We start from the raw sequence: 14008 nt of genomic DNA, 5'->3' as shown, positions 1-14008 counted from the left end.
CCGTCCCCCACCGTGCCCCATGCCGGTCATAAGCTCTCTACCAGCGCAAACGTTGGTCCGGGTGTGGTGCGACCACCCGTTTCAGCGTTGACTGTGGTGAAAAGTGGGGTACTGTGGCGGCCGGTGGGGCAGAACGGGGCCCCACTGCCGGTTCACCGTTCGGTGGCGGGAGGTGGGTTGCCGTGTTCCTGGGCACGCACCACCCCAGGCTGGACGACAAGGGCCGGCTGACGCTGCCTGCGAAGTTCCGGGACGCGCTAGCGGGGGGTCTCATGGTCACCAAGGGCCAGGACCACTGCCTCTACGTGTTCCCGCGGGCGGAGTTCGAGCAGATGGCGCGCAAGGTCGCGGACGCCCCTTTCACCAACGAGGCGGTCCGCGCCTACCAGCGCTACCTGTTCGCCGGGACCGACGAGCAGCGGCCGGACGGCCAGGGCCGGGTGTCGATCGCACCGGAACTGCGCCGGTACGCGGGGTTGACCAAGGAGTGCGTGGTCATCGGCGCGATCAACCGGCTGGAGATCTGGGACGCGCAGGCGTGGCAGCGCTACCTGGACGAGCACGAGGACAGCTACGCGGAGGCTCGCGAGGAGGTGCTTCCGGGCGTCTTCTGAGGCGGGCTGCGAACGCTTGAGGTTTCGGGTGCCGTGAGGCCTCGGTCCGCTCGGCTTTCGGCCCTGGCGCACCTTCCCCGGTGCCAGGTCCGACGGGCGGGCGGGGACCTGACGACACCCGATTTTTCTTTGCCAGGGCGGGGGGATGTGCGTGGGAGAGGACATGGTGGAGCGAGCGCGGCACGTGCCGGTGCTGCTCGACCGCGTTCTGGACCTGCTCGCGCCCGCGCTGGCCGACCGCGACGCGGTGTTCGTGGACTGCACGCTCGGGCTCGGCGGCCACTCGGAAGCCGTGCTGCGGGCGCACCCGCAGGTCCGGCTGATCGGTCTGGACCGGGACCCGCAGGCGATCGCCCTGTCCCGCGAGCGGCTCGCGCCGCACGCGGACCGGGTCACGTTCGTGCAGACCACCTACGACGGCATCGCGGACGTGGTCGACGGCCCGGTGGACGGAATCCTGATGGACCTGGGCGTCTCGTCGCTCCAGCTCGACGCCGAGGAGCGCGGTTTCGCGTACTCCCGGGACTCCCCGCTGGACATGCGGATGAGCGCCGGGACCGGGATGACCGCCGCGGACGTGCTCAACGAGTACCCGGTGGACGACCTCACCCGCATCCTGCGCGACTACGGCGAGGAGCGGTTCGCCCGCAAGATCGCCGGCGCGGTGGTGCGGGAGCGCGCGCGCGAGCCGTTCACCACCAGCGGCCGGCTGGTCGAACTGCTCTACGCGGCGGTGCCGGCGGCGACCAGGCGGACCGGCGGCCACCCGGCCAAGCGCACGTTCCAGGCGTTGCGGATCGAGGTCAACGGCGAGCTGGAGTCGCTGCGGCTGGCGCTGCCGGCCGCGCTGTCCGTGCTGGCCGTGGGCGGTCGGCTGGTCGTGGAGTCCTACCAGTCGCTGGAGGACCGGATGGTCAAGCGCGCGTTCGCGCCGCTGGCCGTCTCGCGCACCCCGCAGGACCTGCCGGTGGAGCTGCCCGGCCACGGGCCGGAGCTGAAGCTGGTGACCCGGGGTGCCGAGGTCGCGAACGAGCAGGAGATCGAGGACAACCCCAGGGCCGCGTCGGTTCGGCTGCGCGCGGCGGAACGCATCCGGGAGGCGACGTGACCGCGCCCGCACGGTCCAACGGCGTGCCGTCCCCGGCGAAGCCCCGCGAGCGCGCGCTGAAGTCGGTCCCCGCCAAGTCCCGGTCCCGGTCGGCCGCGGCGGACCGGGCCTACGCCCGCCGGGCGCAGCGGACCAAGCCCTCGACCCGGGGCCCGGCGGTCACCCGCCGGCCCGTGGTCACGCCCCGGGCCCCGTTCGTGGTCATGGTGATGGTGGTGCTGGCCGTGGGCATCGCCGCGATCATGTGGCTGTCGACCCAGGCCACGGCGGACTCCTACCGGTTGCAGGACGCGCAGGCCGAGCAGACCAGGCTGGCCCGGCAGGTCGAGCAGCTCCGCCAGGAGGTCGCGCTGTCCGAATCGCCGCTCAAGCTGGCCGAGGCGGCGGCGAAGCTCGGGCTGGTGCCGGCCGGCGACCCGGCGCGGCTCAAGCAGCTACCGGACGGCTCGGTCGAGGTGTACGGCAAGCCGTCGGAGGCCAAGGCCCCCGAACCGCCGCCCTCCGAGACGCCGACACCGTCGCCGAACCCGCCGGCGCAACCCGATCCGAACGCGCAGAACGGTCAGGCCGACCCGAACGCGCAGCAGCCGCCGGCCCGCGACGGCCAACCCGACCCGAACGCGCAGCAGCCCGGCCAGAACGGGCAGCAGGCGGCCGGGGGGCAGTGATGCCGGTGCGGTCCGGCGGGTGGACGCCCACGCGATCCGTGGGCCGACGTGCGGTTATTGCTGGAGGTTTGTGATGGCAGGGCCCAGTCGGGGCAGGCCCGCGCGGCGACCGCTGTCGGTGCGGGCCCCGGCCAAGCGACGGCGCGGCGGCAACGCCCGGGTGCGCATGGCGGTCGGCCGGCTGCTGCTGGTCGGCGCGCTGGTGATGGCCGGGCTGAAGCTCGTCCAGGTGCAGGGCTTCCAGGCGGAGGCGCTGTCCGCGCAGGCGGAGAAGCAGCGCGCCACCTTCATCGACATCCCGGCGGCGCGCGGCTCGATCACCGACCGCAACGGCAACCAGCTCGCGTTCAGCATCGAGGCGAGCGCCCTCTACGCGGTGCCGCAGATGACCCGGGAGAAGTGGGACAAGGCGTACCAGGCCAAGCCCGAGATCGGCACCTACGAGGAGTGGGCCGGGAAGGTCGCCAAGTTCATCCAGGACACCCTGGGCACCGAGGTCGACGGTCAGAAGACCGACGAGCGGACCGTCTACGCGATGCTCACCAAGGACACCACCTACATCGAGCTGGTGGAGAACATCGACCCCGGCAAGGCCGCGGCGATCACCGGGAAGTACGACGACATCGGCTCGGAGTACCGGGCGGTGCGGGTCTACCCGAACGGCGGGCTCGCGTCGCACATCGTGGGCGCGGCGAACTGGCGCAAGGACCAGGACCCGCCCGCGACGCACGGCCTGCTCGGCCTGGAGAACGCGAAGGACAACCTGCTCGCCGGGCGCAACGGCCGGCGCGTGGTGGACACCATGCAGGGCAACAACGTGGTGATCCCCGGCCCGAACCGGTCCCGCGAGCTGGCCGCCGCGACGCCGGGCCGCAGCCTGGAGCTGACCCTGGACGTCGACACCCAGTACGCGGTGCAGCGGATGGTCACCGACTACACCGCCAAGTCGGGCGCGAAGACCGGCTCGGCGGTGGTGCTCGACGTGCGCACCGGCGAGATCCTGGCGATGGCGAACGACAAGACGTTCGACCCGCTGACCTTCGGCAAGGCCACCGAGGAGCAGACCCGCAACACGGCCGTCTCGTCGTCGTTCGAGCCCGGCTCGGTGAACAAGATCATCACCGCCGCCACGGCGGTCGAGGACGGCATCGCCAAGCCGGACGACGTGCTCAGCGTGCCGTACACGATCAAGTTCGCCGACCGGACCATCAGGGACGCCGTCGAGCACCCCACCCAGGACATGACCTTCACCGGCGTGTTCGCCAAGTCCTCCAACGTCGGCACGCTGATGACCGCGCAGAAGATCGGCGAGGACCGGTACGCGGACATGCTGCGCAACTTCGGCCTCGGCAAGCGCACCCAGTCGGGCGTGCCGGGCGAGGAGGCGGGGTCGGTCCCGCCGCGCAACCAGTGGTCCGGTTCGACGTTCGGCAACCTGCCGATCGGGCAGGGCCTGAGCATGACCCTGCTCCAGATGACCGGCATGTACCAGACGATCGCGAACGACGGCGTGCGCGTGCCGCCGAGGATCATCCGGGCCGAGGTGGACGCGAACGGCGCGCGCAAGGAGACGCCGAAGCCGGAGCAGATCCGCGTGGTGAGCCCGCAGACCGCGAAGACGGTCCGCGACATGTTCCGCGCGGTCGTCCAGAAGTCGCCGGGCGATCCGGACCAGACCGGCACCGGGCCGTCGGCGGCGCTGCCGGGCTACCAGATCTCGGGGAAGACGGGCACCGCGCAGCAGATCGACAAGAACTGCGGCTGCTACAGCCAGTCCGAGTACTGGATCACCTTCGCCGGCATCTTCCCGGCGGACAACCCGAGGTTCGTCGTCGGCCTCATGCTCGACGCCCCCACCGGCAGCCCCCAGTACAGCCACTCCGCCGCGCCGCTGTTCCACGACATCGCGTCCTACCTGTCCCAGCGCTACCAGGTGCCGCTGTCGGCGGAGCAGAGCCCGGTCGTCCCGCTGGTCCTCTGACCTGCCCGGGAGCGGTGCCCGCCGGCTTGCCCGGACCACGGTCGCGGGGGTCGCGCGGTGCCGCCCGGAACGTCTCCGGCCGGGCGGCCGGGCGGCTCGGCCACTGCTCCGCGCCGACCACCGGACCACCGGGAAACCGGTGGTCGGCGCTCGTTGCGAGCGCGGTCCGGGGTGGTGCGCGCGGGTCCACCGGGGATGGTCCCGGGGTCTGGGGTGGACGTGGTGGGTGGCGACTCTCCGTGCGCCGGTAGCCTTCCGCGCGTGCCTGCCAAGCTTGAGGGCAAGGTCGCGACCGCCCCGCCTCGCCCTTCCCGCGTCCAGCCCGTTCCCGTGTCCGAGCTCGCCTCCACAGTGGACGCGCACCTCACCGCGCCCGACCGGGCGCACGTGCTCGTCGGCGGGGTGACGCTGCGGGCCCAGCACGTGCGGCCCGGCGACCTGTTCGCCGCGCTGCCCGGTGCGCGGGCGCACGGCGCGGACTTCGCCGACCAGGCCCTGTCCCGGGGTGCCGTCGCGGTGCTGACCGACGAGGTGGGTGCCGCGAAGATCGCCGCCGACGTGCCCGTCCTGGTCCACCCCGACCCGCGCGCGGTGCTGGGCCTGCTCGCCTCGCGGGTCTACGGCGACCCGTCCACCCGCCTGGCCCTGCTCGGGATCACCGGGACGTCCGGCAAGACCACCACGAGCTACATGGTCGAGTCCGCGCTGAAGGCGGCCGGGCGCACGACCGGCCTGATCGGCACGGTCGAGACCCGGATCGCCGGGGAGCGCCTGGACAGCGCCCTGACCACGCCCGAAGCGCCGGACCTGCACGCGCTGCTCGCGGTGATGGAGGAGCGCGGTGTCACCGACGTGACCATGGAGGTCTCCAGCCACGCGCTGCGGCTCGGCCGGGTCGGCGGCGTCGGGTTCGCGGTCGGCGCGTTCACCAACCTGTCGCAGGACCACCTGGACTTCCACCCGGACATGGAGGACTACTTCCGCACCAAGGCGCAGCTCTTCGACGGGCGCGCGGCGGTGGAGGTGGTCGTCGTGGACGGCGAGTGGGGTCCGCGCCTGGTCACGCCCGCGACCATCACCGTGTCGACCGCCGGCGCTGCCGCGTGGACCGCGTCGGACGTGCGGGTGTCGCCGACCGGCGAGCAGACCTTCACCGCTCGCGGCCCCGGCCTGGAGTTCCCGGTCGAGCTGCGGTTGCCGGGCGCGTTCAACGTCGCCAACGCGCTGCTCGCGATCGCCTGCCTGCACGTCCGGGGCGTCGAGGTGGACGCGATCCGGCGCGGCCTGGCCGACGTCCACGTGCCGGGCCGGATGCAGCGGGTGGACGAGGGCCAGGACTTCACCGCCGTCGTGGACTACTCGCACAAGCCGCAGGCCGTGGCGCTGGCGCTGGACGCGGTCCGCGCCCGCTCCACCGGCCGGATCATCGTGGTCCTGGGCTGCGGCGGGGACCGCGACACCGCCAAGCGCCCGCTGATGGGGGAGGAGGCGGCGCGGCGCGGCGACGTGCTCGTCGTCACCGACGACAACCCCCGCAGCGAGGACCCGGCGGCCATCCGCGCCGCGATGCTGGGGGGCGCGCTGGCGCTGCCCGCCTCCGAGCGCGGCGACGTGCTGGAGATCGGCGACCGGCGCGACGCGATCCGGCACGCCGTGTCGCTGGCCCGCAGCGGGGACGTGGTCGTGATCGCGGGCAAGGGTCACGAGACCGGGCAGGAGGTCGCCGGCGTCGTGCACCCGTTCTCCGACGTCGAGACCCTCGCCGAGGCCATCAGAGAGGTGCAAGGGTGATTCCGCTCAGCCTGGCCGAGATCGCCGAGATCGTCGGCGGCACGCTGCACAACACGGACGGTTCGCCGGTCGTGACCGGCTCCGTCGAGTTCGACTCCCGCGAGGTCACCGAGGGCGCGCTGTACCTGGCGCTGCCCGGGGCGCGGGTCGACGGCCACGACTTCGCGGCGCGGGTCGTCGCGCAGGGCGCGGCGGGCGTGCTGGCCGGTCGCCCGGTCGACGCGCCGGCGGTGATCGCGCCGCCGGTGGACACCGGCCACGGCAACTCTTACGTGCTCGCCGAGGACTCCGACGGCGCGGGCGCGGCCGTCCTGGCGGCCCTGGCCAAGCTGGCCCGGCACCTGGTCGACCGCCTGCCGGACCTCACGGTCGTGGGCGTCACCGGTTCCTCCGGCAAGACCACCACCAAGGACCTGATCGCGGCGACGCTCGCCCCGCTGGGCCGGACGATCGCGCCGCCCGGGTCGTTCAACAACGAGCTGGGCCACCCCTGGACCGTGCTGCGCGCCGACGCCGACACCCGGTTCCTGGTGCTGGAGCTGTCCGCGCGCGGTCCCGGCCACATCGCCGAGCTGTGCCGGGTCGCGCCGCCGAAGGTGGGCGCGGTGCTCAACGTCGGCAGCGCGCACCTGGGCGAGTTCGGCTCCCGCGAGGGCATCGCGCGGGCGAAGGGCGAGCTGGTGGAGGCGCTGCCCGCCGACGGCGTGGCGGTCCTGAACGCCGACGACCCGCTGGTGGCCGGCATGGCCCCGCGCACGGCGGCGAAGGTCGTGCTGGTCGGCGAGAACAGCGCCGCGCGGGTCCGCGCGGTGGACGTCGAGCTCGACGACCGGGCCCGCGCGGGCTTCCGCCTGGTCACCCCCGCCGGCGAGGCCGACGTGCGGCTCGCCGTGCACGGGCCGCACCAGGTCGGCAACGCCCTGACCGCCGCCGCGGTCGCCCTGGAGCTGGGTGCGACGCCGCAGCAGGTCGCGACCGCCCTGGGCAACGCCCAGCGGGTGTCCGAGCACCGGATGGCCCTCACCGAACGTCCTGACGGCGTGACCGTCGTCAACGACGCCTACAACGCGAACCCGGAGTCGGTTCGCGCGGCGCTGAAGTCGCTCGCCGCCATCTCCCGCGCCACCACGCCCGCCCGACGTAGCTGGGCCGTGCTGGGCGCGATGGCGGAACTCGGTGCGGACCACGTCCGCGCGCACGACGAGATCGGCCGGCTCGTGGTCCGCCTGGACATCAACAAGCTGGTGGTGGTCGGACCCGATGCCCGCCCGCTGCACCAGGGCGCGCACCTGGAAGGATCATGGGGCGAGGAAGCGGTACTGGTACCGGATGTGACGGCGGCCGTGGAACTGCTCCGCGACGAGGTGCGTCCCGGTGACGTCGTGCTGGTGAAGGCATCCAAAACTTACGGCCTGTGGCGGGTTGCCGAGGCCCTTCTGGAGGCGGTCGGCAAGTGAAGAGCATCCTCATCGCGGCGGCCATCGCGCTGATCGCGTCGATCATGCTGACGCCGTACCTGATCAAGATCTTCTCGCGGCAGGGGTTCGGTCAGGAGATCCGCGAAGAGGGTCCGCAGAGCCACAAGACCAAGCGCGGCACGCCCACCATGGGCGGCGTGGCGATCCTGGTCGCGATGTGGCTGGGCTACCTCGGCGCGCACCTGGTGAACTCCATGTCGGCGTCCGCGCAGGAGCAGACGCCCACCGCGTCCGGCCTGCTGGTGCTGATGCTCACCACGTCGCTGGGCATCGTGGGCTTCCTGGACGACTTCATCAAGATCCGCAAGCAGCGCAACCTGGGCCTGAACAAGACCGCCAAGCTGGTCGGCCAGTTCGTCGCCACGATCATCTTCGCGGTCCTGGTCATGCAGTTCCCGAACAAGGACGGCCTCACCCCGGCGTCGGTGAACCTGTCGTTCGTGCGCGACATCGCGGTGGTGTCCTTCGGCGTCGTCGGGTTCGTGGTGTTCTGCTACGCCGCGATCAGCGCGTGGTCCAACGCGGTGAACCTGACCGACGGCCTGGACGGCCTGGCCGGCGGCACCTCGGCGATGGTGCTCGGCACCTACGTGGTGATCAGCTTCTGGCAGTTCCGCTACAACTGCTCGAACCTGCTGGTGGCCGGCTGCTACGACGTGCGCGACCCGCTGGACCTGGCGCTGGTGGCCGCCGCCGCGATGGCCGGCTGCATCGGCTTCCTCTGGTGGAACGCGGCACCCGCCAAGATCTTCATGGGCGACACGGGCTCGCTGGCGCTGGGCGGCCTGGTGGCCGGCCTGTCCATCGCGACCCGCACCGAGCTGCTGATGGTCGTCATCGGCGGCATCTTCGTGGTCGAGGCGCTGTCGGTGGTGTTGCAGGTCGCGGTCTTCCGCACGTCCCGGCGACGGCTGTTCCGGATGGCACCGTTCCACCACCACTTCGAACTCGCCGGGTGGGCGGAAACCACGGTGATCATCAGATTCTGGTTGATGGCCGGCATGTGCTGCATGTTGGGCCTGGGCCTGTTCTACAGCGAGTGGCTGACGGCGGCGGGGAGCTGAGCGTGGGATTCCTGGCCGGTCGCACCGTCCTGGTCGCCGGTGCCGGGGTGACCGGCCGGTCGGCCGCCGAGGCGCTGCTGGCGGCGGGCGCGTCGGTGCTGGTCACCGACGGCAGCGCCGACCGGCTGGAGGCACTGGAACCGCTGCTGCCGGGGGTGGCGCTGGTGCCGGGCCTGGTCGCGCCGCCGCCCGAGGTGGAGCTGGTGGTCACCAGCCCCGGCTGGCGGCCGGACAGCCCGTTGCTGCTGGCCGCCGGTGCGGCGGGCGTCGAGGTGATCGGCGAGGTCGAGCTGGCCTGGCGGATGGGTGCGGAGCTGGCCGACCCGCCGGCGTGGCTGGCGGTGACCGGGACCAACGGCAAGACGACCACGGTCGGGATGCTGGAGTCGATCCTGCGGGCCGCCGGGATCGACGCGGTGGCGTGCGGGAACGTCGGCCTGCCGGTGGTGGACGCCCTGCTGGCCGGGCACCGGGCGCTGGCCGTCGAGCTGTCCAGCTTCCAGCTCCACTGGTCGCCCTCGGTGCGGCCGGCGGCAGGGGTGCTGCTGAACCTCGCCGAGGACCACCTGGACTGGCACGGCTCGGTCGAGGAGTACGCGGCGGCCAAGGCCGGCGTGCTGACCGGCGAGATCGCCGTGGCCGGCGTGGACGACCCGTACGTCGCCGGGTTGTTGACCGGCTCGGCCGCTCCCGTGCACGTCGGCTTCACGCTGGGCGCGCCCGAGGAGGGTCAGCTCGGCGTGCTGGACGGGCGGTTGGTGGACCGGGCCTTCGGGCCGGACACCGTGCTGGCCGACGTCGCGGACGTGCGGCCGGGCGGACCGCCCGGGATCTCGGACGCGCTGGCGGCGGCGGCGTTGGCACGGGCCCACGGCGTGTCGGCGGAAGCCGTGCGGCAGGGGTTGCGGGACTTCCGGCCCGGCGCGCACCGGGCCGAGTTCGTGACCGAGGTCGACGGCGTGCGGTACGTGAACGACTCGAAGGCCACGAACCCGCACGCCGCCGAAGCGTCGTTGCGGTCGTACGACAACGTGGTGTGGATCGCGGGCGGGTTGTTGAAGGGCGCGTCGGTGGACGAGCTGGTGCGCGCCGAGGCCCACCGGCTGCGGGGCGCGGTGGTGATCGGCGCGGACCGGGAGGTCGTCGCGGCGGCGCTGGCCCGGCACGCGCCGGCGGTGCCCGTGGTGGTGCTGGACGACGCGACCATGCCGGACGCGGTGCGCGCGGCGCGGTCCATGGCCCGTGCCGGGGACGCGGTGCTGCTGGCCCCGGCGGCGGCGTCGATGGACATGTTCAGCGACTACGCGCACCGGGGCAAGGCGTTCGCGGAAGCGGTTCTGGAGCTCACCGGTCAGACGCGCGCGTAAGGCTGCGCGCGCTCCCTCTCGTGCGGTACGGCGTCGTAGATGCTGTCCGGGTTCTTGAGGAATTTCTGGGCGCGTTCGATCGTCGGGCACGGCCAGGGCTCGCGCCCGAGGCGGCCCTCGATCCACGTGGTCGGGCAGCCCAGGCACAGGCCGTGGTGGTCGGCCCGGTGGGCGGCCACGGTGCCGCGCAGGGCGGCGATCAGGCGCGGGACCTCGGTGCGGGCGATGGTCAGGACGGTGTCGTCGTCGGTGTCGTTCTCGCTGGTCAACAGCTCGACGGTGTCCAGGTAGCCCAGCATGTCCTGCTGGAGCAGGTGGTGGGCGTGCGCGAGCGCGGAATTGATCGGTGGCATGGGCACGACTGTGGTCCTGTGGACAGTACGATGCAACACAGCAGAAGGCCGTGTTGCGAATGTTCACCCGTTCGGTGGGGCGTTTTGTCGCTAATGTCGTAGTCATGCCGCAGAACCAAGGACCCGGGGTCCGGCGACGCGTACTCGCCAGCGCGCTGACCCAGTTGCGGGAAGACGCCGGGCTCGGATTCGACGACGTGATCGCGGAGCTGGGCTATTCCAAGTCCAAGATCAGTCGCATCGAGTCCGCCGTGACCGGGGTGTCCATTGTGGATACCAAGGCCCTGGCGGAACTGTACCGGGCCGAACCCGAGCAGCGGAACTGGCTGCTGAAGTTGGCGAAGGTCGCGAAGAAGCGCGGCTGGTGGCACGTCTACGGCGACGTCCTGTTCGACTGGTTCTCGGAGTACGTGGTCCTGGAGTCGGAAGCCGTCGCGGTCGACACCTTCGACATCGACTTGGTGCCGGGCTTGTTCCAGACACCCGACTACGCCCGGCAGGTAATGCGGGCCTTCGACCCGATGGCGACGGGAGACGTTGTCGAGAAACGCGTCGAGTTGCGCCAGAAGCGGCAGAAGCGGCTTGAGGACGGCTCGCTGTCGGCTTGGGCGATCATCGACGAGGCGGCCCTGCGTCGGGTGGTGGGCAGCGCGGAACAGCATGAGGCGCAACTCCTGCACCTGCTGGCGTTGGCGGGTTGGCCCAATGTGACTCTGCAAGTGTTGCCCTTCGCCAAAGGGCCGCACATCGCGATGGGTACTGCGTTCCACCTGCTGAAGTTCGAGGACTTCCCCAGTGTGGTCTACATCGAGAACCTGTCCGGAGGGCTCTACTTGGATGATGACACCGAGAACGAGTGGTATAGCCTGGCGATGGATCACCTGCGTGCGGCGGCTTTGGACCCCAAGGAGTCCATTGCGTTGGTCAAGCGGGTGATGGCCGATAGCTGAGGAGCGCTACATGTGGTCTGAGTGGCGGACGAGCAGCCGTAGCAACGGTGGCGGCGCTTGTGTGGAGCTTGCGCGTTCTGTTGAGGTGGTTCGGGTGCGGGACAGCAAGAACGCCGGTGGGCCCGTGCTCGGGTTCAGCGCGCACGCCGCCTCGGCGTTCTTCTCCTCGCTCAAGCGCGGCTAGCCAGGACCTCTTCCACGACGTGCCGGGAGTTGGCGGCCAACGTCGGGTTGCTGTCCCAGTAGTACTGCAACTGGACCAACGCGATCGACAGCGCCAACGCCCGTCCCCGCTGCCAGGTCGCGTCGTCGTCGCCCAGCGCTTCGCGGAACGCGGCGCGAGCCGTCGGGGGCAGCAGGTTCCACGCCACCGGCAGGTCCGCCGCCGGGTCGCCGACGCCCACCGCCGAGAAGTCGATGGCCGCGCTCAGCTTCCCGTTCCGCACCAGGACGTTCCCCGGCGACAGGTCCGCGTGCACCCACACCGGCCCGCCATTCCATCGCGGCAGCGCCAGAGCCGATTCCCACACCTCCACCACGGCTTTCGCGTCCACCCGGTCGCCCAATCCGGCGATGGCCTCGCGGGTCATCGCGTCCCGCGTCGCCAGAGGTCTGCCGCGACCGGTCTCGGGCGCGTTCGCGAGTCGGATTCCGCGCAGTGCCGCGACCAGTGCCGCGACGTCCTCGCCGAACCCGCGCGGGTCCTCGATCGTGGTCGGGTTCGCGCCCGCCAACCAGCGGTACACGGCCCACGGCCACGGAAAGCCGGCGGTGGGCCGGCCCAGTCCCAGGGGTTCGGGCGTCGCGATCGGGAGGTGCGGGGCCAGTTTCGGAATCCACTCGTGCTCGTGGCGGATGCCGTCGACGGCCCAGCCGATCCTCGGCAGTCGCACCACCATGTCCTCGCCCAGCCGGTACAGGGCGTTGTCCGTGCCCGCCGAGGCGACGCGGGTCAGTCCGAGCGCGGCCCAGGCCGGGAAGGAATCGACCAGCAGGGCGCGGACCAGGGTTTCGGGAATCGGCCGTTCGTCGGGGTGCACGGCAAGATCGGATCGCGATCCCGAAGCAACCGTCAACCGGATTCGCGCGTCCACTGGTCACGGCGGGGCGGGGTCTGTTCGCCGCGTCTGGGCGACACGCGGCGGATTTTCACCTTTCCCCGCACGAAGCGGGAGACGATGCACGCATGACAGCGGTGGACAGAGTCGCGGAACGGCCCCCCAAGCCCGCCCGCGCGAAAAAGGCGGTCGCGGTGCGCAGCACGCTCACCGCGTGGCTCAGCCGACCACTGGCCGACTTCCACCTGCTGCTCGCGGTGTTCGGCCTGCTGACCGCCATCGGCTTGATCATGGTCCTGTCCGCGTCCGCGCCCGGCGAGGTCGCCGTGGGCGCGTCCGCCTACAGCGTGTTCCAGAAGCAGTTGCTCTACGTCGTCGTGGGCGCGGTGCTGTTCCTGATCGTGCTGCGCATCCCGCTGCGCACGATCCGGTACGGCAGCACCATGGCGATGCTGGTCTGCGTGATCATGCTCGGCCTGGTGCTGACTCCACTGGGGACCGTCGCGGGCGGCGCGCAGTCGTGGTTCACCGTCGGGCCGGTGTCGTTCCAGCCGATCGAGGCCGCGAAGCTGGCCCTGGCGCTGTGGGGCGCGCACGTCCTGGTCACCAAGCGCGCCCTGCTCAACCAGTACCGCCACCTGCTGGTCCCGGTGGTGCCGGTGGCCCTGGTCGTGTTCGCGCTCGTCATGCTCCAGCCCGACCTCGGCGGCACGATCACGCTCGGCGTCGTGCTGGTCAGCCTGCTCTGGTTCGTCGGCGCGCCGATGCGGCTGTTCGGCGTGATCGCGATCGGCGCGGTGTCCGGCGCGGTCGTGCTGGCGATCGGCGCGACCTACCGGCTTCAGCGCGTGCTCACCTACCTCGACCCGGACAAGGACCCGCTGGGCGCGGGGCTCCAGGCGCGGCAGGCGCTGTTCGCGCTGGCCGAGGGCGGGTTCTTCGGCAAGGGCCTGACCAACGGCAGCTCGAAGTGGCGCTACCTGCCCAACGTGCACAGCGACTTCATCTTCGCGGTCATCGGCGAGGAGCTCGGCTTCATCGGGTGCCTGCTGGTGCTCGGGCTGTTCGGGCTGCTGGCGGTGGTCGGACTGCGGATCGCCGCGCGCAACACCGACCCGTGGATCAGGATGGTGTCCGCGACGCTGACCGTGTGGCTGGTCGCGCAGGCCGCGATCAACATCGGGTACGTCGTGCAGCTCCTGCCGGTCACCGGCATCACGCTGCCGATGATCTCCTCCGGCGGCACGTCGATCGTCACCACGATGGTGGTGTTCGGCATCCTCGCCAACTGCGCCCGGCACGAGCCGGCGGCCGTGTCCGCGCTGCGCTCGATCGGGCCCGGCCGGGTCGGCGGAATCCTCCGGCTGCCCGCGCCCGAGGCGTACAAGCCGCCGCCCAAGCGCAAGCCCGTGCGACCGTCCACCCCGCCGCGCGGTCGCAAGGCCGCGCCACCGCCGGTGGACGAGCGGAGGATGGCCGGCCGGCAAGCGCCGCCTTCGGAGTACCGTCGGCGCGACTCCCGCAGAGCGACCCAGGATCGGTCCCGGCGTCGCGACGGGCGATAGTGGTTCCACCC

The 14008-nt window shown here is 71.8% G+C and carries 13 protein-coding genes; 11 read left to right on the top strand and 2 right to left on the bottom strand.

The features are described 5' to 3' along the window. Positions 1-182: 182 nt before the first annotated feature. The 8 genes from mraZ (at position 183) to murD (ending at position 10071) form a co-directional block, all read left to right on the top strand. The gene (gene mraZ / locus AB0G01_RS13550; RefSeq protein WP_360944043.1) at positions 183-614 is read left to right on the top strand and encodes a division/cell wall cluster transcriptional repressor MraZ; all 432 of its coding nucleotides are present in this window, start codon (positions 183-185) and stop codon (positions 612-614) included. Positions 615-777: 163 nt separating this feature from the next. After that, positions 778-1722 (top strand): 16S rRNA (cytosine(1402)-N(4))-methyltransferase RsmH, encoded by a 945-nt coding sequence (gene rsmH / locus AB0G01_RS13545; RefSeq protein ID WP_360944040.1) that lies wholly within the window; start codon positions 778-780, stop codon positions 1720-1722. Then, complete coding sequence (locus AB0G01_RS13540; protein ID WP_360944037.1) at positions 1719-2390, top strand: hypothetical protein; 672 nt, start codon at positions 1719-1721, stop codon at positions 2388-2390. Before rsmH ends, AB0G01_RS13540 begins: the two co-directional genes overlap by 4 nt. Positions 2391-2463: 73 nt before the next feature. Continuing rightward, on the top strand, positions 2464-4371 hold the full coding sequence (locus AB0G01_RS13535) for a penicillin-binding protein 2 (RefSeq protein ID WP_360944034.1): 1908 nt from the start codon (positions 2464-2466) through the stop codon (positions 4369-4371). Positions 4372-4566: 195 nt separating this feature from the next. Further along, complete coding sequence (locus AB0G01_RS13530; protein ID WP_360944031.1) at positions 4567-6162, top strand: UDP-N-acetylmuramoyl-L-alanyl-D-glutamate--2,6-diaminopimelate ligase; 1596 nt, start codon at positions 4567-4569, stop codon at positions 6160-6162. Then, positions 6159-7619, top strand: a complete 1461-nt coding sequence (murF, locus tag AB0G01_RS13525; RefSeq protein WP_360944028.1) for a UDP-N-acetylmuramoyl-tripeptide--D-alanyl-D-alanine ligase — start codon at positions 6159-6161, stop codon at positions 7617-7619. The genes AB0G01_RS13530 and murF overlap by 4 nt, the downstream gene beginning before the upstream one ends. Beyond that, entirely contained in the window at positions 7616-8704 is a 1089-nt protein-coding gene (gene mraY, locus AB0G01_RS13520; protein WP_360736878.1) for a phospho-N-acetylmuramoyl-pentapeptide-transferase, read from the top strand. Before murF ends, mraY begins: the two co-directional genes overlap by 4 nt. A gap of 2 nt (positions 8705-8706) precedes the next feature. Then, a complete protein-coding gene (murD, locus tag AB0G01_RS13515; RefSeq protein WP_360944025.1) occupies positions 8707-10071 on the top strand; it encodes a UDP-N-acetylmuramoyl-L-alanine--D-glutamate ligase in 1365 nt (454 codons plus the stop codon). Here murD and AB0G01_RS13510 read toward each other — a convergent pair. Beyond that, the gene (locus AB0G01_RS13510; RefSeq protein WP_360944022.1) at positions 10056-10424 is read right to left on the bottom strand and encodes a hypothetical protein; all 369 of its coding nucleotides are present in this window, start codon (positions 10422-10424) and stop codon (positions 10056-10058) included. The genes murD and AB0G01_RS13510 overlap by 16 nt on opposite strands. A gap of 104 nt (positions 10425-10528) precedes the next feature. Here AB0G01_RS13510 and AB0G01_RS13505 point away from each other — a divergent pair, with 104 nt between their 5' ends. Next, on the top strand, positions 10529-11374 hold the full coding sequence (locus tag AB0G01_RS13505) for a helix-turn-helix transcriptional regulator (RefSeq protein WP_360944020.1): 846 nt from the start codon (positions 10529-10531) through the stop codon (positions 11372-11374). 10 nt (positions 11375-11384) lie between these two features. Beyond that, the gene (locus AB0G01_RS13500; RefSeq protein ID WP_360944017.1) at positions 11385-11558 is read left to right on the top strand and encodes a DUF397 domain-containing protein; all 174 of its coding nucleotides are present in this window, start codon (positions 11385-11387) and stop codon (positions 11556-11558) included. On the opposite strand, the gene AB0G01_RS13495 is transcribed toward AB0G01_RS13500, so the two are convergent. Beyond that, a complete protein-coding gene (locus tag AB0G01_RS13495; RefSeq protein WP_360944014.1) occupies positions 11545-12414 on the bottom strand; it encodes an aminoglycoside phosphotransferase family protein in 870 nt (289 codons plus the stop codon). The two genes, AB0G01_RS13500 and AB0G01_RS13495, sit on opposite strands and share 14 nt — an antisense overlap. Before the next feature lie 146 nt (positions 12415-12560). On the opposite strand from AB0G01_RS13495, the gene ftsW reads away from it, so the two are divergent. Beyond that, positions 12561-13997, top strand: coding sequence for a putative lipid II flippase FtsW (gene ftsW, locus AB0G01_RS13490; protein WP_360944011.1), 1437 nt, complete (start codon positions 12561-12563; stop codon positions 13995-13997). Positions 13998-14008: the final 11 nt, after the last annotated feature.

Origin of the sequence: Actinosynnema sp. NPDC023587, from assembly GCF_040640215.1 — a bacterium.
GTDB lineage: Bacteria > Actinomycetota > Actinomycetes > Mycobacteriales > Pseudonocardiaceae > Actinosynnema.
This window is presented reverse-complemented; position numbering and strand designations above follow the sequence as displayed.